33 protein-coding genes and 1 pseudogene are annotated in these 24,098 nt (G+C 36.8%); 8 read left to right on the forward strand and 26 right to left on the reverse strand.

Annotation, left to right across the window (positions count from 1 at the left end):
• The first annotated feature begins 14 nt into the window (after window positions 1-14).
• The gene (locus ABC228_RS12320) at window positions 15-314 is read left to right on the forward strand and encodes a YrhK family protein (RefSeq protein WP_345825442.1); all 300 of its coding nucleotides are present in this window, start codon (window positions 15-17) and stop codon (window positions 312-314) included.
• 61 nt (window positions 315-375) lie between these two features.
• Here ABC228_RS12320 and ABC228_RS12325 read toward each other — a convergent pair whose 3' ends face one another.
• Entirely contained in the window at window positions 376-498 is a 123-nt protein-coding gene (locus tag ABC228_RS12325; protein ID WP_345825443.1) for a YuzL family protein, read from the reverse strand.
• A gap of 140 nt (window positions 499-638) precedes the next feature.
• The gene (locus ABC228_RS12330) at window positions 639-2,141 is read right to left on the reverse strand and encodes a DHA2 family efflux MFS transporter permease subunit (protein WP_345825444.1); all 1,503 of its coding nucleotides are present in this window, start codon (window positions 2,139-2,141) and stop codon (window positions 639-641) included.
• A gap of 156 nt (window positions 2,142-2,297) precedes the next feature.
• Between ABC228_RS12330 and ABC228_RS12335 the strand changes: the two genes are divergently transcribed.
• Window positions 2,298-3,170, forward strand: coding sequence for a TetR/AcrR family transcriptional regulator (locus tag ABC228_RS12335; RefSeq protein WP_345825445.1), 873 nt, complete (start codon window positions 2,298-2,300; stop codon window positions 3,168-3,170).
• 124 nt (window positions 3,171-3,294) lie between these two features.
• Here the strand turns inward: ABC228_RS12335 and ABC228_RS12340 are convergent, their stop codons facing one another.
• A complete protein-coding gene (locus ABC228_RS12340; protein ID WP_345825446.1) occupies window positions 3,295-4,143 on the reverse strand; it encodes a patatin-like phospholipase family protein in 849 nt (282 codons plus the stop codon).
• 453 nt (window positions 4,144-4,596) lie between these two features.
• On the opposite strand from ABC228_RS12340, the gene ABC228_RS12345 reads away from it, so the two are divergent.
• On the forward strand, window positions 4,597-4,728 hold the full coding sequence (locus ABC228_RS12345; protein WP_345825447.1) for a hypothetical protein: 132 nt from the start codon (window positions 4,597-4,599) through the stop codon (window positions 4,726-4,728).
• A 51-nt stretch (window positions 4,729-4,779) separates the two neighbouring features.
• Here ABC228_RS12345 and ABC228_RS12350 read toward each other — a convergent pair whose 3' ends face one another.
• Window positions 4,780-5,769, reverse strand: coding sequence for an iron-hydroxamate ABC transporter substrate-binding protein (locus ABC228_RS12350; protein ID WP_345825448.1), 990 nt, complete (start codon window positions 5,767-5,769; stop codon window positions 4,780-4,782).
• A 188-nt stretch (window positions 5,770-5,957) separates the two neighbouring features.
• Between ABC228_RS12350 and ABC228_RS12355 the strand changes: the two genes are divergently transcribed.
• From ABC228_RS12355 to ABC228_RS12365, 3 genes are read left to right on the forward strand one after another with little or no spacing between them, the layout of a single operon-like run.
• Window positions 5,958-7,001, forward strand: a complete 1,044-nt coding sequence (locus ABC228_RS12355; RefSeq protein ID WP_345825449.1) for a FecCD family ABC transporter permease — start codon at window positions 5,958-5,960, stop codon at window positions 6,999-7,001.
• Complete coding sequence (locus ABC228_RS12360) at window positions 7,001-8,017, forward strand: FecCD family ABC transporter permease (RefSeq protein WP_345825450.1); 1,017 nt, start codon at window positions 7,001-7,003, stop codon at window positions 8,015-8,017. Before ABC228_RS12355 ends, ABC228_RS12360 begins: the two co-directional genes overlap by 1 nt.
• 35 nt (window positions 8,018-8,052) lie before the next feature.
• Entirely contained in the window at window positions 8,053-9,048 is a 996-nt protein-coding gene (locus tag ABC228_RS12365) for an NAD(P)/FAD-dependent oxidoreductase (RefSeq protein WP_345825451.1), read from the forward strand.
• Between the two features lie 123 nt (window positions 9,049-9,171).
• On the opposite strand, the gene ABC228_RS12370 is transcribed toward ABC228_RS12365, so the two are convergent.
• Complete coding sequence (locus ABC228_RS12370) at window positions 9,172-9,909, reverse strand: SDR family NAD(P)-dependent oxidoreductase (RefSeq protein WP_345825452.1); 738 nt, start codon at window positions 9,907-9,909, stop codon at window positions 9,172-9,174.
• Between the two features lie 172 nt (window positions 9,910-10,081).
• On the opposite strand from ABC228_RS12370, the gene ABC228_RS12375 reads away from it, so the two are divergent.
• Entirely contained in the window at window positions 10,082-10,681 is a 600-nt protein-coding gene (locus ABC228_RS12375) for a TetR/AcrR family transcriptional regulator (RefSeq protein ID WP_345825453.1), read from the forward strand.
• Window positions 10,682-10,840: 159 nt separating this feature from the next.
• Here ABC228_RS12375 and ABC228_RS12380 read toward each other — a convergent pair whose 3' ends face one another.
• The 15 genes from ABC228_RS12380 to ABC228_RS12450 all read right to left on the reverse strand — a co-directional run bounded on the left by ABC228_RS12380 (window position 10,841) and on the right by ABC228_RS12450 (window position 20,016).
• The gene (locus tag ABC228_RS12380) at window positions 10,841-11,086 is read right to left on the reverse strand and encodes a glutaredoxin family protein (protein ID WP_345825454.1); all 246 of its coding nucleotides are present in this window, start codon (window positions 11,084-11,086) and stop codon (window positions 10,841-10,843) included.
• A gap of 87 nt (window positions 11,087-11,173) precedes the next feature.
• Window positions 11,174-11,560 carry a DUF302 domain-containing protein gene (locus ABC228_RS12385; protein WP_345825455.1) on the reverse strand — a complete coding sequence of 129 codons (387 nt, stop codon included), beginning with the start codon at window positions 11,558-11,560 and terminating at the stop codon, window positions 11,174-11,176.
• 26 nt (window positions 11,561-11,586) lie between these two features.
• A complete protein-coding gene (locus ABC228_RS12390) occupies window positions 11,587-11,886 on the reverse strand; it encodes a rhodanese-like domain-containing protein (RefSeq protein ID WP_345825456.1) in 300 nt (99 codons plus the stop codon).
• Window positions 11,887-11,901: 15 nt separating this feature from the next.
• Window positions 11,902-12,261 (reverse strand): rhodanese-like domain-containing protein, encoded by a 360-nt coding sequence (locus ABC228_RS12395; protein WP_345825457.1) that lies wholly within the window; start codon window positions 12,259-12,261, stop codon window positions 11,902-11,904.
• A gap of 48 nt (window positions 12,262-12,309) precedes the next feature.
• Window positions 12,310-12,606, reverse strand: coding sequence for a rhodanese-like domain-containing protein (locus tag ABC228_RS12400; protein ID WP_345825458.1), 297 nt, complete (start codon window positions 12,604-12,606; stop codon window positions 12,310-12,312).
• Window positions 12,607-12,697: 91 nt separating this feature from the next.
• The gene (locus ABC228_RS12405; RefSeq protein ID WP_345825459.1) at window positions 12,698-12,958 is read right to left on the reverse strand and encodes a metal-sensitive transcriptional regulator; all 261 of its coding nucleotides are present in this window, start codon (window positions 12,956-12,958) and stop codon (window positions 12,698-12,700) included.
• A 5-nt stretch (window positions 12,959-12,963) separates the two neighbouring features.
• Window positions 12,964-13,314, reverse strand: a complete 351-nt coding sequence (locus ABC228_RS12410) for a sulfurtransferase (protein ID WP_345825460.1) — start codon at window positions 13,312-13,314, stop codon at window positions 12,964-12,966.
• Window positions 13,315-13,426: 112 nt separating this feature from the next.
• Window positions 13,427-14,206 (reverse strand): sulfite exporter TauE/SafE family protein, encoded by a 780-nt coding sequence (locus tag ABC228_RS12415; RefSeq protein ID WP_345825461.1) that lies wholly within the window; start codon window positions 14,204-14,206, stop codon window positions 13,427-13,429.
• 64 nt (window positions 14,207-14,270) lie between these two features.
• A complete protein-coding gene (locus tag ABC228_RS12420; RefSeq protein ID WP_345825462.1) occupies window positions 14,271-14,498 on the reverse strand; it encodes a sulfurtransferase TusA family protein in 228 nt (75 codons plus the stop codon).
• 124 nt (window positions 14,499-14,622) lie between these two features.
• Window positions 14,623-15,750: an MBL fold metallo-hydrolase gene (locus tag ABC228_RS12425; protein ID WP_345825527.1), complete on the reverse strand. Its 1,128-nt coding sequence runs from the start codon at window positions 15,748-15,750 to the stop codon at window positions 14,623-14,625.
• Window positions 15,751-15,833: 83 nt separating this feature from the next.
• The gene (locus ABC228_RS12430) at window positions 15,834-16,229 is read right to left on the reverse strand and encodes a DsrE/DsrF/DrsH-like family protein (protein ID WP_345825463.1); all 396 of its coding nucleotides are present in this window, start codon (window positions 16,227-16,229) and stop codon (window positions 15,834-15,836) included.
• A 12-nt stretch (window positions 16,230-16,241) separates the two neighbouring features.
• Complete coding sequence (locus ABC228_RS12435; protein WP_345825464.1) at window positions 16,242-16,793, reverse strand: sulfurtransferase TusA family protein; 552 nt, start codon at window positions 16,791-16,793, stop codon at window positions 16,242-16,244.
• Between the two features lie 344 nt (window positions 16,794-17,137).
• The gene (locus ABC228_RS12440) at window positions 17,138-18,223 is read right to left on the reverse strand and encodes a sensor histidine kinase (RefSeq protein ID WP_345825465.1); all 1,086 of its coding nucleotides are present in this window, start codon (window positions 18,221-18,223) and stop codon (window positions 17,138-17,140) included.
• Window positions 18,213-18,896, reverse strand: coding sequence for a response regulator transcription factor (locus ABC228_RS12445; protein WP_345825466.1), 684 nt, complete (start codon window positions 18,894-18,896; stop codon window positions 18,213-18,215). The genes ABC228_RS12440 and ABC228_RS12445 overlap by 11 nt, the downstream gene beginning before the upstream one ends.
• 304 nt (window positions 18,897-19,200) lie before the next feature.
• On the reverse strand, window positions 19,201-20,016 hold the full coding sequence (locus ABC228_RS12450) for a cupin domain-containing protein (RefSeq protein ID WP_345825467.1): 816 nt from the start codon (window positions 20,014-20,016) through the stop codon (window positions 19,201-19,203).
• A 192-nt stretch (window positions 20,017-20,208) separates the two neighbouring features.
• Between ABC228_RS12450 and ABC228_RS12455 the strand changes: the two are divergent.
• Window positions 20,209-20,646, forward strand: a pseudogene (locus ABC228_RS12455) (ferritin-like domain-containing protein); the annotation flags it as partial.
• Window positions 20,647-20,751: 105 nt separating this feature from the next.
• Here the strand turns inward: ABC228_RS12455 and ABC228_RS12460 are convergent.
• The 6 genes from ABC228_RS12460 to ABC228_RS12485 form a co-directional block, all read right to left on the reverse strand.
• Window positions 20,752-20,982 carry an OsmC family protein gene (locus tag ABC228_RS12460; RefSeq protein WP_345825468.1) on the reverse strand — a complete coding sequence of 77 codons (231 nt, stop codon included), beginning with the start codon at window positions 20,980-20,982 and terminating at the stop codon, window positions 20,752-20,754.
• Window positions 20,955-21,107 carry a hypothetical protein gene (locus ABC228_RS12465; protein ID WP_345825469.1) on the reverse strand — a complete coding sequence of 51 codons (153 nt, stop codon included), beginning with the start codon at window positions 21,105-21,107 and terminating at the stop codon, window positions 20,955-20,957. The genes ABC228_RS12460 and ABC228_RS12465 overlap by 28 nt, the downstream gene beginning before the upstream one ends.
• 33 nt (window positions 21,108-21,140) lie before the next feature.
• Window positions 21,141-21,740, reverse strand: coding sequence for a peroxiredoxin family protein (locus tag ABC228_RS12470; RefSeq protein WP_345825470.1), 600 nt, complete (start codon window positions 21,738-21,740; stop codon window positions 21,141-21,143).
• A gap of 19 nt (window positions 21,741-21,759) precedes the next feature.
• On the reverse strand, window positions 21,760-22,518 hold the full coding sequence (locus ABC228_RS12475; RefSeq protein WP_345825471.1) for a cytochrome c biogenesis CcdA family protein: 759 nt from the start codon (window positions 22,516-22,518) through the stop codon (window positions 21,760-21,762).
• Window positions 22,518-23,165 (reverse strand): hypothetical protein, encoded by a 648-nt coding sequence (locus ABC228_RS12480; RefSeq protein ID WP_345825472.1) that lies wholly within the window; start codon window positions 23,163-23,165, stop codon window positions 22,518-22,520. The genes ABC228_RS12475 and ABC228_RS12480 overlap by 1 nt, the downstream gene beginning before the upstream one ends.
• A gap of 131 nt (window positions 23,166-23,296) precedes the next feature.
• Complete coding sequence (locus ABC228_RS12485) at window positions 23,297-24,079, reverse strand: sulfite exporter TauE/SafE family protein (protein ID WP_345825473.1); 783 nt, start codon at window positions 24,077-24,079, stop codon at window positions 23,297-23,299.
• Window positions 24,080-24,098: the final 19 nt, after the last annotated feature.

The following is a 24,098-nucleotide window of genomic DNA, read 5'->3' on the forward strand; positions in this document are numbered from 1 at the left end:
TATGAGGTGAAATCGTGAAGAATTTCAAAGTCGATAATAAGTCTAATTACATTGATGTACAAATTGGAAAGCATGAAATTATTATTAATGAACGCTATGAATTTTTTTATAACCTAAACGATGTTTTTATAGCATTATGCTTTCTTATCGGTAGTATATTTTTTCTCTGGAAATCACTTGAAATATACGCTATCTGGATGTTTATCATTGGCAGTGCATTGTTTTTAATTAGACCGCTAATTCAGTTCATTAAGAGATTTCACTTAAGAAGGGTCCAAAATCAGAACCGTTCTGAAAAATCCAGCCTATCATAAAGATAGTCATAAAGAAGACTGCAGCCTCTATTATGAGACTGCAGTCTTCTACCATTAAACACTAATTCCGTTTCTTTTTCTTTCTTGACGAATCTACTTTCACTTTTCCAGTTTCTCGATTTGTTGTACCTTGGCCTTCCACATCGGAAGAGCCCATTCCAACACCAATTTTTCTTTTTGCCATTCTCATTCACCTCCAATAACTAGTTTTCCTAGAAAATCAGAAGGTATGTTAGGTTATGAAGAAATATTGGCTGACCCTTTCCAATAGAAAATATAGGTGTCGTATCTTCGTAGATAACAACACCTATACCTTTTGCATTATTATACTGCAGGTTCTACCTGACCTTTTCCTTGCTTTTCAATTTCTCTTACAGCTGTTTCGCTAGTATCCACTCGTTTTACAAATAAGGCTAGGATTAATGCTAATATGTTAATTCCTAAAGCGACAAAAAATGAATACTGGATTCCACTAAGCAATGCTTGTTGTGAAATAGATGCTACTGATGCTTCTGTCAATGTCGAAGGATCTACTCCACTCATTAAACTTTCACCCTCTGATGTAGCAACAGAGTTCATAATCGTAACCATGACAGCCGTACCAATTGAGCCTGAGACCTGTTGTGCTGTATTGTTAATTGCTGTACCATGTGGATTCAGCTGTGTAGGCAGCTGGTTCAAACCATTTGTCATAATCGGCATCATAACCATTGACATACCAAACATACGTAAAGAATAGACAAGTACAATAAACGTGTATGTGGAATCAATTTGTACATGTGCTAGCATATAGGTCGAAACTCCAGTAATAGCAAGACCCAATACAGATAAAGTACGCGGCCCAAATTTATCAAACAGCTTACCTGTAATTGGCGACATAATCCCCATAATAATCGCTCCTGGTAAAAGCATTAAACCAGAATCCAGTGGTGAAATTCCACGAACATCCTGTACATAAGCAGGTGTTAATATCATACCGGAGAACATTGCCACTGCATTAACAATTGCAATTACAGATGCGAGTGTAAACATTGAATACTTATAAGGTCGTAAATCTAATAATGGTTCATCCAATTTTAATTGACGAACAATAAATAGGATTAAAGAAATTCCACCTACAATTATTGTGGATAGAACTATCGTATCATCCCAGCCTTGTGAGCTTGCATTACTTACTCCATACAAGATACCCCCAAAACCAAGACTTGATAATACAAGCGATAAATAATCCAGTCTTGCACTTTTATCTTGTTTCATCACATTATCAAATTTCCAAACAGCTAATAATAAACTAATTACTGCTAGTGGTAATATCATTTCAAATAATAAACGCCAATCATGATATTCCACAATATAACCTGATAATGTTGGACCAATGGCAGGTGCCGCGATCATTACCATCCCGAATACACCCATAGCAGCACCACGTTTATCACGTGGGAAGCTTACAAGCATGATATTCATTAACAATGGTCCCATCACAGAAGAACCAGCAGCTTGAATCATACGTCCACCTAGTAAAAAGCCAAAGTTAGGGGCAAAAGCTGCGATTGCTGTACCTACCGTAAAGATTGCCATAGCTGTAATAAACAAGCTACGGTTTGAAAAACGAGTAATTAAAAAGGCTGATGCAGGAATTAATATTCCACTAACAAGCATATATCCAGTAGCAAGCCATTGTACCTTAGAATAATCCTCAATTCCTAAGTCAACCATTATGGAAGGAAGCGCTACGTTCAACAAAGAATTATTTAGAAACGATACGAAAGCTCCTATGAAAAGAATACTGATCATTAAATATGGTGTCTTATTCTCTTGTGTGTTCATGATTGTTACCTCTAATCTAAATTAATTTGTTTTGCCATTTGATTATTTTATACCCATAGTTCAATTTTTGCAATGTTTTTTTACCATTAGTATAAAACTATTGTCATTGAGGGCAAAGAAACGTATACTTGGTACTAGAAAGGTATGAAGGAAACTATGAATGAACGTAAAAGGAAAGTAGCAAATATTGCCTTAAAGCTTTTTATTAAAAAAGGCTTTCAGCAAACATCCATTCAGGAAATTATTGATAAAGCAAATATATCAAAAGGGACATTCTACAATTACTTCCCTTCTAAAAATGATTGCATTGCAGAAATATTGGAAGACATCCGCTATGATGCAAGTCAACAGCGCGTTGCCTTGCAAATTGGAAAGAACCCACAGGACCGGGAAGTATTAATTGAACAAATGACCATCTTAATGAGGCTAGATGAGGAGTATAATCTACGAACTCTATTTGAAAACATTCTTTCTTCTAATCAAGCAGATTTAAAAAAACTAGTGTTGCAGCATCGAGTTATCGAAATGGAGTGGCTAGCAAATCGTCTAGTTGACGTATTAGGTGAAGAAATCAGAGAATATGCAACTGACGCGACTGTTCTATATTTTGGCATGCTGCAATATATGTTATTTACGTTAAATCTAACAAACAGTCATTTCTCATTAAATGAACTAATCGAGAACATCCTATCCTATATAGAAGTGCTAATACCTGAGATGAAAAAGAAGGGCAGTAGCATGTTAAATAGTTTTGAAATCGATTTACTTCAGACGAATGTCCATAAAAAAGTGACGACTAAGCCTGATTTAATGGAAATGGCAGATCAATTAAAGGCCCATATTGACTTTAATGAAGAACAGCAGGACTTATTTGATGCCATCCTAAGCGAATTAAAACGTGATCGCATCCGCAAGATTGTTGTTGAGAAGCTATTGAAGCCGTTTCTTATACTATTTGAGGGAACACCGGTCGCATCACAGGTACAACGATTTACCAATGCTGTATGGACTTATTTAAAAACAATATAATTTGAGAATAATAGATTTTGTTTTGTTAACACATAAAAAATCCCCTTCGCTTAGTGGGCAAAGGGGATTTTTTCTTATATGCTGTTGAAGATAAAGGCAATAGCGCTGCAAAAAAAATAATTAGCTACGATAAAAATTCCTTTAAAGGCTCAGCAACTTTTTTGGCATCTGCTAATCCTTTCTGATATAACGCTGTCAGTTTGTCCTTATCTCTTTCAATGCGTCCTACCTCTAGTTTTTCAGAAGGATTGATGACAAACACATTTCCTTTCTTCTCTTCCTCAAAAATATAGTCCAGTGTTTCATTATAGACATTGTGGCGCTTTTCAATTGCTTTTATTAGACCTGGATATTCTTTATATTTCTTTCGGATGTACCATCCAAATGATTGTGGTTTTTTAGAATAACCTCTATTTCTCGTTAAAACAACAACATTCTTTTTATTACCATCTTTCACAGATTGCCTAATTGGAATCGGATCTGAGATGCCTCCATCCATCAACATCCGTTCCCCGTATGGTACAACCGGTGCAACTAACGGTAACGAACTGGATGCACGGATGACGGTAAGAATATCCATTTGATAATCTTCTCTTTTAAAAAATACAGGTTCGCCAGTAAGACAATCTGTCACCCCAACCACAAATTCTTCCTTCGCATCATAAAATGCATCAAAATCAAAAGGCTCTAGTTCATTTGGCAAGCTGTCAAACAGAAAGTCCATTCCAAAAAGCTGTCTTTTTTTAATGAAATTGCGAAATGATAAATATTCAGGATGATCAATATAATCAATGTTAACCGCTCTATTCCGATCCAGTTGCCGGGAAACGTAGGAAGAGCCATTACACGCACCTGCAGAAACACCGATGATATAAGGTAAATAAATCTCCTGCTCCATTAAATAGCGAATAACTCCAGCCGTATAAACGCCTCTACTTCCTCCACCTTCTAAAACTAATCCTATATTATCCATAATATCTCCTCTACCATGTACATTATTATTAAAATTACGCTGTGGGTGTTGGTAACCAAATTCCGGTGACGCTGTAACCAGTATTGAGCACAAATTTTGAGTTTAGAAACATTCCGATCTGTGTGAGCCCTGGTTCCCAACATTCTCAGGCTCAAATGATAGTGTGCAGCCCCTTCATTAGCATTTCTAGCTTTAACTTTAGCTTTTTCAGCTTAAACTTTAGCTTTTCCCTGCCAAGCTTCAGCCTTCCACCCATGCTTTAGCCTTTTTCAGCTAAACTCTAACTTTTCTCTTTAAATTTCAATTTTTATCCTTCTATCATTATAAGACTTTGAAAAGGAATTTTCTAACGAAGCGCCTATCTGCCTAAAATTGATAACACTAAGCTACATATGCATAGCACACTGTCTATTAGGAACAATAGGAAAATAATAGCTAGAGGAGGTATTTCCAATGCAGGATAACAAAAATCAGGGTAGAAATAAACCGAAGGAGCACCAAAATAAGCAACAAAAAGGCTCTGCGCAAACAGATGGTTTTCGATATGACTATACAGATTCATCGGATTTTAAGAATAAACAATAGAAATCCATTATAAAGCACCCCAAAGATAATCTTTAGGGTGCTTCCTTCATCTTATTTTACTAGATCAGATAAGATATCATCGATCATTTGTGTATTAGCAATTGGGCCAGTGTATAACCAGCTAGAATCTGCTTCATATTCGTAGATGTTACCGTTTTTCACTGCCGGGATGTTTTGCCAGATATCGTCTTGTAACATTTCAGAGCCATTTCCTTTGTCACTGTTGATTAGGAAAATATGGTCTGCATCTAATTCAGCCAGTTTTTCTAAGGAAATTTCAGACCAGTTCGCTTCTGAGCTTTCAGAAATCTCTTTTACTACGTTTGGTGCTGTTAATCCTAAATCACCATATAAAACATCACCACTAGATAAGGATTCACTTACAACATAGAAAGTATTACTTACTAACCATATCGCTGCTGCTGAATCATCGCCGATTGCTTCTTGGATTTGTTCCTTAGCATCAGCTGCTTTTTCATCATAATCAGCTAGTACTTGTTCTGCTTTTTCTTCTTCTCCGAATACTTTACCAATTTCTAGTAACTCATCGCGCCAATCATTATTTTGTGCAGTTCCCACTACATAAGTTGGAGCAATTCTACTATATTGATCATATTTATTTCCTTCTACCATTGCTGCAGAATCCATAATTAATAAATCTGGTTTGAAGCTAGCTACCGCTTCTAATGGAAGATCGTACGGTATTGTCGGGACATCTTTTAAGGATTCTTGTAAATAATCTTGAGTACCGTTACTAACAGACCACTGTGCCACTGGAGTAATTCCTAATGCAACTAGGTAGTCCTCTAAATAAGAAGCAATAACACGCTTAGGCTCTGCAGGAATTGTTACTTCATTTCCCATCGCATCTGTTAACGTACGGTCTGTTTTTTCTGCTGACTCTTCACCATTATCGTTCTGTTCGGCTGAAGTGTCATCATTTTGTCCTGCATCTTCATTCTCGTCATTACCACATGCTGCAAGTAGCAATACCAACAACAGTAAACTCACAATTATGTAAAACTTGCTTTTGAATTTCATTTGACTATCCCCTTGTATGTAATTTTATAGATTCACAAATTAAATGATAACAATTCTCATTATCATTTGCAATCATTATTATATCTTCCTTCTTATATTTTTGCTCAAAGTTACTTTTTATACTATAATAATAACGATTTTCACCATTACTTATTCGCAATATTATTAAGATATCAGGAGTTCTGTATATGGCTAAAAGCACATTAGAAAAAATACATACTAAATTCTCAAAACCAAGCAATCTAGTTATTGCGACGTTTATATTAGGTGGAGGAACCGTCTTTCTAGTTCTCTCCATTGCATTATCAATTTTGTACGGGGCATCCGATATCAGCTTTCAAACGATTTGGCAAAGCATCACGAATTTCGATCCTGCTTCTACTTCCCATCAAATTATTAGAGGTCTACGGATACCTCGAGCTCTTGCAGCAGCTTTAATTGGTGCTGCCCTTGCTATCTCTGGTTCTCTTATGCAAGGAATGACTCGAAATCCACTTGCCTCTCCATCTATTATGGGCGTAACCGCTGGCGCAACTTTTATGATGGCAATTGCGTTAATTGTCATGCCAGGAGCATCTAATTTTGTCATGATGCTATGGGCATTTGCTGGAGCTGGTATTGGTGTTGCCATCGTATTCGGTGTCGGTTCCATATCCAAGTCTGGGTTGACTCCAGTTAAGCTCGCCCTTGCTGGTACCGCTGTAACTGCAATACTAAGCTCTTTATCATCTGCCATTGCCATTCATTTTAATGTCGCAAAGGATATAAGTTTCTGGTATGCGGGCGGGGTATCAAGTGTACAATGGATTCATGTCAAGCTGTTGTGGCCGATTGCACTTATTGGTTTTATCATTGCCTTTTTATTAGCTAAATCCATTACTGTATTATCCTTAGGAGAAGACGTTGCCAAGAGCCTAGGACATCAAACATTTCTAATCAAAACAGTAGGCACCGTAGTTGTCTTATTACTCACAGGTGCTGCCATTTCGGTGTCTGGAACAATTGGCTTCATTGGATTAGTTATCCCCCATATTACACGCTTCCTTGTCGGAGTGGATTATAGGTGGATTGTGCCGTGCTCTGCGGTACTTGGGGCATTACTACTAGTCATTGCCGATACGGCATCACGAATGATTAATCCGCCATTTGAAACACCAGTAGGAACTGTAACAGCAATAGTCGGGGTTCCTTTCTTCCTCTATTTGGCACGACGTGAAGGGGGAAAAATGTAATGAAAGTGGGCATTAGTCAAACAAATAGAACATGGATAGTGGCAATTATATTACTCATTGGAATTATTGGTACGATATTAGTGAATCTAAATCTAGGTGTCATCCGTATTCCGCCACTAGAAGTAGTAAAGACATTTCTAGGTCACGGAGATGATTATAACAGTATGATACTCATGCAATTTCGATTACCACGTATTGTGATTGCAATTTTAATCGGAGCTGCAATGGCTGTATCAGGAGCTATCTTACAAAGTATTACACATAATGAATTAGCTGACCCTGGAATTATCGGAATTAATGCTGGGGCAGGTTTTTCGGTTGTTCTGTACATTTATTTATTTCAAAACAGTTTGTCCGAATTAACGACAACATCGATTTTCTTTTTACCACTTACTGCTTTAACTGGATCATTGGTTGCCGCTGTCTTGATTTATCTACTCTCGTGGAAGAACGGTATCTCGCCAATTCGATTGATTTTAGTAGGGATTGGAATTAACAGTGCATTCGCTGCGTTAATCATCATGTTCCAATTGAAAATGGACCCAACTGACTTTACTCGTGCACAAGTATGGTTGTCTGGAGATATAGCTGGAACAGATTGGACATATGTACTTGCACTACTTCCGTGGGTATTGATATTCATTCCGTTAGCCCTTTATCAATCCAATGTATTAAATGCATTACAATTAGGCGATGACGTGGCAAAAGGGCTTGGATCACGGGTTGAATTAAACCGTTTTGGCTTACTCTTCATCGCTGTCGCACTCGCCGGATCAAGTGTAGCTGTTGGTGGTGGAATTGCCTTCGTTGGCCTTGTCACACCCCATTTATCCAAAAAGTTAGTAGGTGTTAGTCACTATGCCTTTCTCCCAATCACTGCGTTACTGGGATCATTATTGCTGCTAGTATCCGATACAATTGGGCGCAATATTCTATCCCCTTCTGAAATTCCAGTTGGGCTTATTGTGTCACTAGTTGGTGGCTGTTATTTCGTCTATTTACTCATGAAAAGCTAGCTATCGTTAAACAACACAAAGTAAGGGAGATTCTTATGGGAGAAAATAACGACATATATGATGTCATTATCATCGGTGGCGGTACAACAGGTTTATTTACTGCTTTCTATTGTGGCATGCGAAATTTAAAGACAAAACTCATCGAATTTAAATCGGAGTTCGGCGGTAAAGTGAAGCAAATGTTTCCCGACAAGCTCATCTATGATGTTGGTGGGATCCCACCTATTACGGGAGACGCATTAGTAGAACAAATGAAAGAACAAGCTACCTTGCATCATCCGACTATCATTCAGAATCAATGGATTGAGATGATAGCGAAAACGAATGATGGAGTGTTTACATTGACATCATCAGATGGAGCAGTTCATCAAGCTAAAACCGTAATCCTGGCGACTGGAAATGGTAGATTTGATCCAATAAAACTGAACCTAAATCATATCGAAGCATTTGAAGCAAAAAGCATTCATCATACGATAAGCAACCCACAGCAATTTGCTGGGAAGAAAATTATGATAGCTTCCAGTTTTAAAACTGGATTGGAATGGGCGCTTGCTTTAGTGAACATTGCTGAAAAAGTATATTTAGTCAATCGGAAAAATACCTTTCAGAAAGCTTCGGAGGATGACCTTCAACGTCTTGAAAAATCCTCTATTATGGTAAGAATGGATTGTAATTTACAGGCTCTTCGTGGAGAAGATGGTTGGTTACATGAAGTAACGCTGGAATCTGAAAAAGGTGAGGAACAAATTCGGGTTGACCATCTGCTTACTTTTAATGGACTTCAAATGGTCTCCACTCCATTTGAAAGCTGGGGATTAGATACAGATGGTGGTCGAGTAGCCGTCAATCATCAGATGATGTCCAACATAGAAGGGATATTCGCTGCGGGAGATGCAGCAGCATATCCAGGAAAAACAATGCTCATCGCTTCTGGTTACGCCGAAGCCCTATCTGCCGTTAACAGTGTAGCGAAATACCTAAATCCCAAAGCACCTGCTCAGGTTTACAGTACAATCATTTATCGGAAATAATCATAGGATTACTAGAAATGTAAAACACCCCAAATGCTAGTGTGAAGGCCTAACTTTTGGGGTATTTTGATTCAACAAGGTTACATTATTTTACTGTTCAAATAGAATGCTGTTAACGATCTATTATTGTGCTGTATAGCCACCATCCACAACAAGAGAGTTACCAGTCATGAAGCTAGAATCATCACTTGCTAAGAATAGTACGGCTTTTGCCATTTCTTCTGGTTGACCTAGTCGTTTCATTGGTGTTGCATTCGTTAGGAAACCTCTATCTGTTTCACCAAGAATTGGCGTTTCGATAAATCCAGGGCATAGTGCATTAACACGAATATTGCGTTCTGCATACTCCAAGCCAAGAGAACGAGTTAAATTAACAACGCCACCTTTTGCTGCATTATAGGCTGCACTTCCTGGTGACCCTACCCAGCCATACATAGAAGCTGTATTAACGATGACACCACTACCAGCTTTCAAGAATTCTTTAATAGCAGCTTGTGCAACTAAGAATACGCCATCTAAATCAACTTCCACCGTTTTTCTCCATTCAGCATAAGTTAATTCCTCTGTTGGCTTAACTGCTCCAATTCCAGCGTTATTAAATAGAACGTCCACCTTACCAAAAGTAGATAAAGTAGTATCAAATATATTTTTTACATCTGCTTCAATTGTTACATCTGCTTTAACAAAAATAGCTTCTGCACCTTGCGATTTTAATTCTTCTTCAAAAGCGACACCTGTTTTTTCATTCATATCTACTAGTACTAATTTTGCCCCTTCAGAAGCAAATAATCGTGCTGTGGCAGCACCAATTCCAGAGACTCCACCAGTGATTACTGCTACTTTATCCTGTAGTTTTCCCATTGTCGAATCCTCCTGTATAATGTAATGAACAGCTAATAATTGAAACTGTTTACACTTTTATTGTAGTATTTTGCTTTTTGTAACCCAACCATCAATACTATTTATCGTGTCTATTAAATAGACATTACATACAAAAGTGTCTTCTTATTCTAAATTTCTAGGAGGTACCATCATGTCTGAATACCTATCAACTCCAAGAAAAAATCGAACAAAAGAACATTTCCAACTAGCACTTATTGACCTAATCAAAGAAAAAGGGTTCCAGTCTGTAACCGTAAAAGATACTGTGAACTATTCCAAATACAACCGAAGCACCTTCTATACCCATTATCAGGATAAATTTGATTTAGCGGAGGACCTTCTTTGTACCATGCTTGATGGGCTAGTGGAGTCTGTTGGGAAATCATATCACTCGAAACAAAAGGTTAATACGGATTATCTAACGGCAAGGTCATTTCGCATTATTTCCTATATTTTTGAAAATCGTAACTTTTTCGAGTTGATTAACTACCAAGATACCATTCCTGAATTGCATACTAGATTTCCGAATACCATCCTAAAAATCTATCAGGAAAAATTTCAATTTGAAACGATAGATAACTTACCCGTGGATATGGGATACTTCAAGCGTTACACTGCATATGGATTTTATGGTCTTTTATCTAACTGGATTAATACAGGGTTTAAAGCTTCACAAGAGGAATTTATTGAGGAGGTAATTCGATTATCACGGACTCATATTGCTTCGGTAAGGTTTATTGGTGAGAGTTAATGTATTGTATAGATTTTTTACAGAATAATAGCAATAAAAAAACCCGCTTTCTGCGGGTGTATGATCAGTATTTTTCTGATTAATAAACTATAATCATCGATAACTTCAGCATATGAAAGCTCCAAGAGAAGCTATCATTTATCTCAAATGCTGTCATGATTAATTAGCCTTCGTATTTAATACCTCTATCATTCGAACTGGATCAAATCCGAAAATCCATTCATCTCTTACATTTATCTGCGGAACAGATAATTTTCGTGTTTTGGCAATTAACTTAATCATTGCCAATGGATTTAAATCTACGTTTACTTCTTTATAGTCAGCATTCATATTCGTTAAGAACTCCCTAACCATGTTACATACTGGGCACATCGTTGTTGTGTATAGTGTTATTTCGTTATTCAATTCATAAAAACCTCTAATCTATTGATTTAAGTAAAGGAAGGAACAAGTTCTACGCAATAGCTAAGGAAACTTATGTTGACCCTTTAATTATTTGCTCTTATCTATACAAGCAATTAATCTTTTTTCAATATCCGTAGCAACCTCTTGTATAGACTCATCTTCAACCATTTGAATAAGAGCACTTGGCTTTGGCATTCCAATTTTTGTTTTTCTTTGGCTATCCTGATACACAACAATCTTACAAGGAAGAAAATAGCCAATCAACTGGTTTGCTGTTAATACGTTTAGTGCCTCTTGCGGATTACAGACCTCTAATATTGTAAAAGGATGTTCTAAATCAAAGCCTTTATGTTGTAATGTTTCTTTCACATTAAACTGCCACTGTACTCCAAACTTTTCTTCCTTTAAATTCGCTTCCAGTGATTTTATCGCTTCATCAATTGTTTTGGCTGTCTCAACCGTATAGTGAAACATGTAATCCATCTCCTTAAGCATGTTAGTTATTCGCTAGTACTAGTCCAAGCATTCATACCACCTATCATGTCCTCTACCTGATACCCTAATGCTTCAAGAATGCCACAGGCAGCTTTACTACGATTACCAGATTGGCACGTAATAATATAGTTATTTGCTTTGTCTAGCTCATGCTTACGTAATGCTAATTGCCCTAGTGGGATATGCTTCGCTCCAGGGATTTTACCTGTTGCTACTTCACTACGCTCACGAACATCAATAACGATTACTTCTTCACCATTCTGAAGACGTTTTACAACTTCTTCAGGTGATACTTGCTTTGCCATAATTGACTCCCTTTCTTAAATCCAAGCACTCATACCGCCTCTTACATTGGATATCTTTTGAAATCCTTGTTTTTTAAGCATTTTAGCAGCTTTGGCACTTCTCATACCACTTTGGCAAATCACAACGATTTCCTTTTCCTTCTCTAAGTTACCTACCTTACTAGCTAGATTTGACAGGGGAATATTTTTAAAAGGCTTGCGGTGATTAGCTTTATACTCACCAGGTGTACGGACATCAATAAATTGTACTTGGTTATCCTTGAACTTATCTTTTGCCTCTTGAACACTTATATTCGTAATGCCTTTAACTGGCATAAAGCGATTTACTAAAAATGCGATGATTATAATTAATAGAATCCACTCGATTGTATCCATTTTATTACTCCTATGTTGTTAAAATTTTTTGGAAGAGATAAGAAGAAATCACTCCATATCTCCTTCCCACTCAAGCATTCCGCCTACCATATTGGTTACATGAAATCCATTTTGAATCAGGAATTGACATGCATTCCCACTTCTACCTCCTGAACGACATACCATATAGTAATGCTCCTCTTTATCTAATTCTTCTACACGATTAGGAACTTGCCCTAGTGGAATGTGCTTTGCACCAGGAATTTTTCCCATTGCCACTTCTTCATCTTCTCTGACATCAACGATATTTAGTTTTTCACCTGCTAATAATTTTTGTTCTAGTTCTTTTGCTGGGATTTCTCTCATAGCATTTCCTCCAAATTCATATACCCATTAGGGTATAATTTTCTTAAAAAGAAAAGTCCATCAACTCTTCCTTCTACCTGAATTGCTGAACTTATCTACTTTTAACGAGTAATTCTACTGCTTCTTTCACTACTTGTTGGGTGCTTTCTCCATTTGCAATATTTTCGCGAACACATTGCTCTAAGTTCATACTTACAATCAATCCAACCGTACGGTCTATTGCACTTCTTGAAGCAGATAATTGCGTAATGACCTCTTTACAGTCCTGGCCTTTCTCAATCATACTTAAAACACCCTTGATTTGGCCTTCAATTCGCTTTAGTCGATTGACAACTGATTTATCATATTCCATTACTATCACTCCTTATTTCCACAAGAACAATTACTTAGCTGGTAACTGTCTACTTGATATCCCTTGCTTACTAAATACCTTACTCCTAAATTAAGCTCTAGACGATCATTTGCAATCACATGTAGTTTTCGATTTGGGATTTCTTGAATAAATCGCTTTAAATATGCATAAGGAATACGTAAATCACTTGGATGATTACCCATCCCAATATTATAGTCCCTTATATCTACTACGACTGTGCTTGTCTTATCATGACCTGTTTTTTTACAAGGAATACCCACCAAAGGAAAATATCTTCTATATAACATTATACATAAAAGCAAGCCAACAACAATTACAATGAAATAGGTACTCATATTCACCACCTATTATAAAAAGAATACACTCATCATATACCCATAAGGGTATTTTGTCAAGTCTCGATAAGTCCTACTTCTGTGTCTTCGACATATCGTATCGATATTTATATTACATTAAAATATCATACCAAATCTTAACTGCAGTTCCCGCAATCATGAATGCTAGGATAACTTGCAGAACGCTGGTATTTATTTTTTTGCCAGCTTTTGCCCCCATTGGTGCTGCAAGTAAGCTTGCCACAATCATAATAATCGCTGGCCAATAATCTACTTGTCCCGTCACAAGTTTACCAAAGCTACTTCCGATGGAGGAAATAAACGTAACGGCAAGGCTAGTTGCAATCGTCATTCGTGTTGGAATGTGTAGAACAGTTAGCATGATTGGTACAAGTAGAAATCCGCCTGCTGCACCAACAATCCCAGATGCTATTCCTATTAATAAAGCTAAGATTACTGCCAAAGGCTTATGAAAAGTCACTTCTTGTAGTGGCATATCATCTACTTGTTTCTTTGGTATGAACATCATTACAGCAGCAATTAATGCAAGAATACCGTACACCACATTTACTGCTTGTTCTGATAAGGAGCTGGATCCATAGCTACCAATTAAGCTTCCGATTAATATGGCTCCCCCCATATAAATAATGAGTTGCTTGTTTAAATATCCCCCTTTTCGATAAGCCCACACCCCAGCAATAGAAGCAAACAATACTTGTACTGCACTTATTCCGGACACTTCATGGGCTGTAAATGCTACTAGACCAAATAAAGGAGGAATATATAATAGCATCGGATATTTTATTATGGAACCTCCAACACCTAACATTCCAGATAAAAATGAACCAATAAATCCAATTGCAAATACGACTATAATAAAAGTTAAATCCATTGCTGAACCTTCTTTCTAAAAGTGGAAAAGCGAGTAGTTGTTGCTACTCGCTATTTACTTTTCATTATGCTTTTTGAATATAAAAGTAGAGAACTTCTTCTTCTGTCTTTTGTTCTAAAACAGTATGTCCACCTGATTTTGCCCAAGCAGGTATATCGTTTAATGCGCCTTTATCTGTTACAAGCACTTCAAGTACTTCACCAGAATTAATGGTGTCAATTGCTTTCTTCGTTTTAACAATTGGCATTGGACATGCCAGACCTTTTGCATCTAAGGTTTTGATAATATCCATGTCATTCTCCTCCGTTTTTCTAAAGTTATATCGATTGATTAGATTTTTCAGAGCACTTCTATTCTATCTTGAGCCATTTTATCTTGTGATCAGCAAAGAATGGCAAGCAGCTTTCACATAATACTTATCGAACTGCACAGCGATTTGGGCCGATTTCCATTTCTGTTTGTTCATCAGAGTTTGGAGTGATTTTCCCCATGTTAACTTGACGAATTTCCGCGTAAGCATTTGGCTGTGGTGGTAAGTTATCCGTTACAATACCTCTGAACTCCGCTTCGTCTTCGATGTTAAGACCATGATTTTCTTTGAAGAGCTCACCAAGACGTTTGGCCACAGTACCATCTTCATTCAATTCATCGATAATCATAAAGTGTGCAGGTAATACTACTAGATTCTCAGCTAGTTCACGATAACGAGAGTATAGTGTCTTACGCAGATCCCCTACCCAGTCTTCCGCTAGTCCAGCTAAGTCTGGTCGACCGATTGAGTCAATAAATAGAATGTCACCTGTTAATAAAAACTGATTGTCAATGATAAATGAAGTTGAACCAATCGTATGACCAGGTGAGTATAGGGCATTGACATCAATTTGAGATGCACCGATTTTGACATTAAGACCATCTGTAAGTGCGGTGTAATCAAATACTACTTCTGTTGCATCTTTTGGCGGCAGATAGTACGTTGCACCTGTTTCAGTTGCAATGTGACGTCCACCCGAGATATGGTCTGCGTGTAGATGTGTATCAAATACATGCTTGATTTCGACACCTTTTTCTTTAGCGAAGTCAGTAAAAATATCCGTGAAACGGACTGCGTCAATAATTGCCGCTTCCCCTTCAGAGAGAACCATATAAGAAAGGCACCCTTTACCTAAACGAACAAATTGGTATAGTTCGCCACCATTTTCTAAATTCGCAACCTTAATAGGTTCCAGGTAGCTACTCCAAGATTTCATTCCACCTTCGAGGTATGCTACCTCAAGACCAGCTTCTGATAGCATTTCAGCAACCATGACAGAAGAGCCTTCTTTTGCACATACAACTATTACTTCTTTATCCGTTGGTATTTTCGGTAGGATTTCTTCTACTCCATCTAATAATTCAAAGTAAGGTATATTTAAATACTCAAATTTGTGCCCTTCAATTTTCCAATCTTCATAAGCATCTGCGTTACGTACGTCCAATATAAATAACGCTTCGTTATCAATTACTTTCCTGGCTACCTGTGCTGCTGTCCATTTGTTTACTGTCATCACCTAATTACCCCCCTAGGTATAATTATATCTATTTTTTTGCAGTGGAGATAATCTCCACTGCCTGAAGTTTTTTCCTCTTATTAGAAAGTTAACGTTGGTGCTGCATCTTTTGCATACTCTAAGAACGTTACTGCTCCACCAACTTCGATTCCATCTACGAAATCTTCTTTAGTAAGTCCCATAACATCCATGGTCATTTGACATGCAATAAATTTAACACCTAGTTCTTGAGCCATTTCCACTAATTGTGGGATAGAAGGTACATTTGCTTTTTCAAAGCCTTCTGCAAAATGTTCTTTACCTGCAGGCATTTCTAACGCATGCATGGCCTGTTTATGAATTAAGTTTAAACCTTCAAACGTAAAGAAAATTTGTACCTCTTTTTCTGATGCTGCTGCTGCAGTTGCAATATTGAATACTTTGTATGCATCAAACATTCCACCGTTTGCTGCAATAATAGCTACCTTATTTGACATAATAAATTCCTCCTAGATATCTTTTGTTATTTTTCCGTTCCACTCCGTCATACCTGGTAGAACGTTAAAAACTTTTGAAAAACCATTCTTTACTAATAATTGTGCTGCCAAGTCAGATCGTTTCCCTGTACGGCATATTACATAGATTTCTTTTTCTTTATCCAGTTCCTCAAGGCGTGATTCTAGTTCTCCCATAGGAATCGATTTTGCACCATCAATATGACCAAATGCATATTCTGCTGCTTCACGTACGTCTAAAAGTAGTCCATCATGTGATTCGACTTCTTGCAATGAAACAGTATGTTCAAAGGCTTTTTCTACTTCTGGCTCGCTAGAACCTTTGCGGATGTAGTGATACAGTACATCGCCATCCTCCACTGTTCCTAAATATTGGTGGCCCACAGAACCCGCCCATGCAGCCAAATCGGCCTTAGATCCTTTGTCAGTTGCTTGAACTTCCAATACCTGACCTTCTTCTAAATCAGTGATTGCTTTTTTCGTTTTTACAATCGGCATTGGACATGCAAAGCCTTTTGCATCTAGTTGATGATTTGCTTGAATCATATAGTTACCCCCTTAGGTATTATTTTCATCAAAAAAATAAAGTAATGTAGACATCTATTTTATACCTATACGGGTATAAATTTTAGCAATAAATTAGTCATTATGATAAACGACAATTATGTGATGCCTTTTTGATGTTCCCACTGATTTCGCTCGTGGGAAATTAATTACATGACTTATAATATACCCCGTGGGGTAAAAAGTCAACCCGTTGTTCTTAACTTTTTTATGAGTTGAGTTTATTTAGTTTGGAATAGATACTTAGGATTTTGTTACGGTGCTTCTCGCTAACAGGGGCATCCCATTCTTATGGCCGCATCTCCCCACAAAAGGGCATATGCATTTCACACACCGACAGGCAGTTCAAACCAAAAACAATGCACATTCCCTTCCGAGGTCACACCTATGTTTCCTTGATGATATTCGATAATTTCCTTCGATATAGCCAGTCCTAATCCAGAGCCACCTAATTCTCGTGACCTAGATTGGTCAACACGATAAAAGCGTTCAAATATTTTTTCTTGTTCTTCAGGGAAAATTGGTTTGCCAGGGCCTGTTATCGCAAACTTATAGTTCGACTGGTTTCTACTCCCTTTTATGATAATAGCACCAGTACCCTCATAATATCGGATCGCATTATCTAAGTAATTACTAATGACTTGCGAAATGGCACCGCTATTAACGGTCAACGACTCAGAATCGACATCAACTGAAATCATGATATTCTTTTGTTTTACCTTCCAGCGAAACATTTCAACCGATTGTTCCACTAGTTTCTTTATATCTACTGGCGTTTTTTCAGAAAATGCCTGGGTAGAGATGTACTCCCACTCTTTTAATTGTTCCATTTGCTCTACTAAGCGAATTAGTCGTTTCGTTTCCCCATAAAGAGAGTGGTATAGTTTCTCATCGCCCTTCACTATTCCATTTTCCAGTGCACGGAGATAACCATTTAGATTGGACAATGGCGTACGAAATTCATGAGATAAATCAGATAATAGCTTTTTTCTATGTTGTTCATTATCCTGTATCTGCTTCATTAATTCATTAAAGTGATGGATTAATTCCCCTATTTCCCCATCAGACTTAACAGTAATTCTGTTAGGATATTTACCTTGCTTCATTTCTTTAGTAGAAGCTATCAACTCTCTTAACGGATGTATTAACTTCTTCGTTAAATAGAAATGGGTTAGACTGCCAATAATGATGGTAGAAATACTAAACATCCACAAATATTGAAATAGTGTTGCTTTGAATTGAGCCTGTTTTTGATTGCTCATGGTAACTAACCCATCAGCAAGAACACAAGCTGTATTATAGATTGCCCAGCTACTTAATCCAACGAAGGCAGTAATGACCAAAATATTGATAAACGTTAGTCGAAAAAGAAATTGTTTAGGAACAAGTAGATTGTTCATTTTATTCCGCAACAAATTTATACCCCATTCCTCGTACCGTTATAATCCGCTTCGGCATAGCCGGATTTTCTTCGATTTTCTTCCGTAACTTCTTGATGTGAGCATCAATAGTACGATCCAATACTAATTTATCAGCATATGGATATAGCTGATTCATGAGATTTTCTCTAGAAATTACAGTATTTGGATTTTCCATGAAATAATATAGAAGATTAAATTCATGTTTTGTTAACTTTAACTTTTGATTTAAAAGCATTACCTCACCCTTCCGAGGTTTTATACAAAGCCCGTCATAAGTAATTTTTTGACAAAATTGACCTGTTCGGCGTAGTACTGCTTCAATATGAGCTAATAGTTCTTCCTGTTCAAATGGCTTAACTAGATAATCATCTGCTCCCATTTTTAAGCCATTTATTTTATCCTCCGTACGTGACTTAGCGGATAACATAATAATCGATACTTCATTTCTTTCTTGTGCTCGAACCCATGTGCAAAATTCTTCCCCAGTAAGTTTTGGAAGCATTAAATCAAGTATAATTAGGCAAGGATGATTTGTTAAAAAGACCTCTTTCGCTTCTTCTCCATCAGCTGCTTCTACCACTTCATAGCCTGCTTTCTGCAAATAAATCCTAATTAGATCTCGAATCAGCTTATCGTCTTCTACAACTAATATCGTTTGTTTCATTCTTTCACCTCTTGCCCATTATACTACACACTATGTTTTAGCTTCTTAATCACATATACTATTCATGTCTAGAATAGCTTGCTATACAATTATTTTTACATACATACAAACAATGGCTATTTTAGCTTATCTCTTCAATGTGAAAATTCAATGAAAGTTATTCAACTTTTTATTTATATTCAAAAAAATAAAGAGTTTCGTCATGATGACAAAACCCTTAAATCAAGTATTTAAATCACTTATGTTTGTAATCAATTTATCAACGGCCAAGATTTCATTTTTTATAATTGTTTTTCACAACAAATCAATACATATTTTTACTTTGCTGTAGAAGTTTTGATTCTCCAGTACGCTCCCATTCTTCTACTGTTTCATAGGCATCCTCAGGTGAATATCCCTTTCCGACAAGAACACCCATCAAGATAAATTCTTGAAGAATATGTGTAGCATTAATACCTCTTTTCACATCTTCTAGCCCCTCATTTACTAAAAACTTCGTATATTGAACCCATTCATCTGGTGTTCTACCAAAAACATCTGTATTTCCTTGATTACTTCCTTCTTCTGCAGCCATTGAATCCGCTTTTGTTTGATGAACAGTTCCATGCGGGTGGTGAGGTGGTGCATAGATAGTATAAAGCTTTAATGGGGTGTTACCTGTATTCGTTAAATTATGCCATGTTCCAGCCGGTACCATAATAGCTGAATCATCATTAACTCTTCTTTCAAAGTCAAGGTTATCCTTACTCTTACCCATTTGAACAATTCCTTGACCTTGTTCAACTCGCAGGAATTGATCTGTGTCAGGATGTATTTCCAAACCGATATTTTCTCCTGCTTTAAGGCTCATTAATGTAACTTGTAAGTGTGTTCCAGTCCATATAGCGGTACGATACGTATTGTTCTGTTTTGCAGCCTGATTAATATTTACAACATATTGGTTAGGCCCATTATCTACAACCCGAACAGCTGTAGGTTGGTTAAACGAATTAATTTCGGTTGGATTTATTCCCACTTGGTAGTCCCAATAATTAGACTGTCTCATATCAATATTCATTGGAGCATTTACATAATGGGCATAGGGTATTTGATGTAGATAGTTATATGGAACAAAGTACATATTCATCTTCCTCTCAATTAATAGGTAGTTAAATCACCTAATATTCATACTATGCAATAGGTAATGGCCTGAATGGGCGAAAACCTATTCATTCATTCTATGTAATCTAGAACTACTAGCTATTAAGTGCATAAGATATGTTAAGAGTCTAATAATAGGAGGAAAAAACAAATGTATGGTGATAATTTAATTCGTCAAGTTGAAAATTACGGTGCAAAAGGAGCATTAAATGCTATCTCATTAACATTACCTCAAATGTTGACATATGCTCTTGAGGACGAATATCTAGCTCAAGCTAGGTACAATAATACGTTAGAAACCTTTGGTTATATTCGTACATTTGCACAAATTAGAGAAGCAGAATTGCGACATATTAATGCATTATTACCTCTTTTTTATCGTTACCAGATTCCGATTCCAGAAGACATATCATCTTCATTTATTACTATACCAGATAACATTAAGGAAGCGTATGCTGCTGGCGTACAAGGGGAGATTGATAATATCGCTATGTACGATAAATTTTTATCCCTTAATATCCCAACCGATGTCCGACTCGTTTTTACACAACTGCGTAATGCATCAACAAACCATCTTGCAGCATTTGATAGGGGACTTGCAAGGATGTAACATAGTTGGCTAAATAAAAATATAAAAAGCCGTTCTCCATTAAAAAAGAGTACGGCTAAAACTTTTTTTGTATAAATTTAATTATCCTTTAAACCTTATAAATACTTATTTATCTCGAATTTCGATCATTTCAACAATATCTATAGCATCTTTAACAGACTGTACCATAGCACAATTTTTCACTGCTAATTCCAGAGACTTTTGTAATTGATACAACTCTAAATTCTTGCCATAAACAATATAATGAAGTGAGATTTTTGTAACTTTATTTGCTTCTTCTTCATTTCTTTCAATATCTGTTTCTATATCTATTGAATCAGCACCCCACCACTGCAACCAGCAAGTGAAGAAACAAGTAACTGTACTGGCCGAAAGCCAATTTCGGGATTACTTGAAATAGCTAACATGCCATATTCGAAGTCCCCTTGCACTTCACCATTCTCTCCTACATGAAACTTCATTCTTTCTCCTCCAAACTCCTTAATAGATGAAAATTATTCCATCTTCTCAAATTCTTGAACCATTAAATCATAATTCATTGCTCCAAACGCCCTGTAACTGATAATACCATTAGAATCAATCATATATGTGGTCGGAATCGGTTGGATTGCATAGAGATTCGCCACATCTAAATTCGTATCCATTAATATCGGAAATGTTAATTTGAAATCGTCAGTAAACTTCTCCACGTCCTCCACACTTTTTTCTGTGTCTGATAAATTCACTGCTAATATTACAATATCCTTATCTTGATGAAACTCTTCCATATCTGGCATTTCTGCTCGACAAGGTGGACACCATGTTGCCCAAAAGTTAATCATCACTCGGCTACCATGGAAATCTGATAGTTTCACCGTATCTCCAGTTAACGTATCCAACTGAAAGTCTGGTGCTTTGTTACCAACTTCTAATCCAATAACAGGCTCTTTTGTTCCTGTATCACCAGCCTCTTCCTTTTTGGAGTCTTCTTCTACTTCTTGCACATCCTCCACATTCGCAAATTGATCCGCAGATTTTCTATTGGAATTAATAAAATCAAATAATGCCCACCCTAACATACCAATTACAACAACGATAAGTATCCACTTTTTCATGGAATATACCTCCTTAATTTTATCCTAATCTCGCTAACCATGTATCCTGCACTAAATCTAGTAAAAACCCTGAAATACGTGGCATGAATCCAAAGAACAGAACTACCCCCATGATAATCATCATGACTGCACCTATTTTCATAATGACTTCACTATGTCGGATAATCCATCTTGTTTTGCCAATGAAAAATGTTAGGATTACAAACGGTAATGTGAATCCAATCACATACATCAATGTATAAAAAATACCTTGACCTGGATTACTAGCAGCTAAAAGCAAAATCGAACCAAACATAGGCCCAATACATGGTGTCCATCCCGCTGCAAATCCTAACCCAATAAAGAAAGTACTAAGATACCCCGCTGGTTTTTTCGTGTAATGAAAGCGTCTTTCCTTCATTAGGGAAGGTATATTAATCCATCCAGCTACAAATAAACCCATCACGATAATGAAGACTCCAGCTATCCGCTGAATGAGCAATCCGGAATCTCCGATTAATAGCTGTTGTGCCCACTGTCCTAGAAAAGAAGCACTTGCACCTAAGCTAAGAAATACTAAAGATACAGCTAATAGAAAGAAGAAAGAATGAGCGAATAACTGTCGAACCATTCTGCTATCCTTACTTCCCTGCAGTTCTTTAACACTAATACCAGTTATGTACGACATATATGCTGGAAAAATTGGTAAAACACAAGGAGATAAAAAAGATAGTGCACCAGCTCCTATTGCCAAAAGCATTCCAACTAATAACATCGTATCTGTCTCAATAATACCCATTATGCATCCCTCTTTTTTAATTTATATGTCAGGCTACCAATACTAGCAATGAAAACAACTCCAACAAACCAAGGTGCCATCATATAACCAAAGACCGTAACAAATGGCTGAATCAATGCTAAGCTAACCATGCCAAGTGACCAAGTTGTGACAAGAATCATGAACAAGATGAGGATATTCATTCGTTCCCGTAAAAAAAAGAAAATACCAATTAAAATTGCTAACAGGATTACATATCCGAACGCATACGAATTATCTTCTACAACCAATTGTATGAATTCATATACAAACGAACTAATTAAAAATACGTGAACAAAGGATTCCTTTAAAGGAAGTATTTTTATGTTTTTTTGTTTTGACTTATTAAGAAGCAACAAAGTAATTAGTACGATAGCAAAATAAAAGGCCTTTGAGTCACTAGGATAAGCTAGAACCGATAGTGGATCTGAAAGAAAACTAGTAAGATTTAAAACAATTTTCCCTAGCCAAATAAAGATTACAAAGTTGATTAATTGAGAGGTTAGTTCTTCAAAATGCTTTTTCTTTTGTTCCTTTTTCAAGTCACTATATAAATAGAAGAAAAGAAACCCTATTGCGAAACTTAGAGTAATTATTCCAATTGCTGTTAATTTGCTTGCTATCGCCATTTCTTGTTCCCCACTTTCCATACGCTTTCCAATTGTATCTTACCCTTCTAATATGAAAATTTGATGAAAGTCATCAACATTTTTTAATATAAAAAAAGAGACAATAAGTCTCTTCAAGGTGACAAAATTTTTCACAAAAACTCCAACCATATTTTTATTGCTGTACCTAGTATTAATATGGCTAATATCCATTGCAAGATCTTTGTATTCACTTTTTTCCCAAAGTTAGCTCCTAGAGGGGATGCTATTAGACTCGCGATAATCATAATTACCGCTGGTATAAACACTACCTGGCCCGTTAATAATTTCCCAGTAGTCGCTCCAATAGAAGAAATAAAAGTAATCGCTAAAGACGTCGCAATAGTCATACGGGTTGGAATTTTTAACACTAATAGCATAATGGGTACTAAAATAAACGCACCTGCTGCTCCAACTATTCCCGCACCAATACCGACTAGGAACGCTAGGAATGCTGCAAGCCATTTATTAAAAGTAACCTGTGCTAACGGGATGTCATCGATGTCTTTTTTGGGCACAAACATCATAACTGCAGCAATAGTTGCCAATACTCCATAAACAAAGTTTACTCCGCCACTAGTCATCATTTGAGAGCCATATCCACCAATAAAACTCCCTACTAAAATACTTACACCCATGTAGATGATTAATGTCTTATTCAGGTATCCACCTTTTCGGTAGGCCCATACGCCACCAATTGTTGCAAAAAGAACCTGTACGGCACTAATTCCAGATACTTCATGTGCTGTAAAAGCAGTTAATCCCAACATTGGTGGGATATAAAGCAACATCGGATATTTGATAATCGAACCACCTATTCCGACCATACCGGAAACAAATGAACCAATAAAACCAATTAAGAAAATCGCTATAATAAACAAAATACTATACTCCATGAAACACCCCCCTTGTAGG

The sequence above is a fragment of the Ornithinibacillus xuwenensis genome (assembly GCF_039614845.1).
Taxonomy (GTDB): Bacteria; Bacillota; Bacilli; order Bacillales; family Amphibacillaceae; genus Ornithinibacillus; species Ornithinibacillus xuwenensis.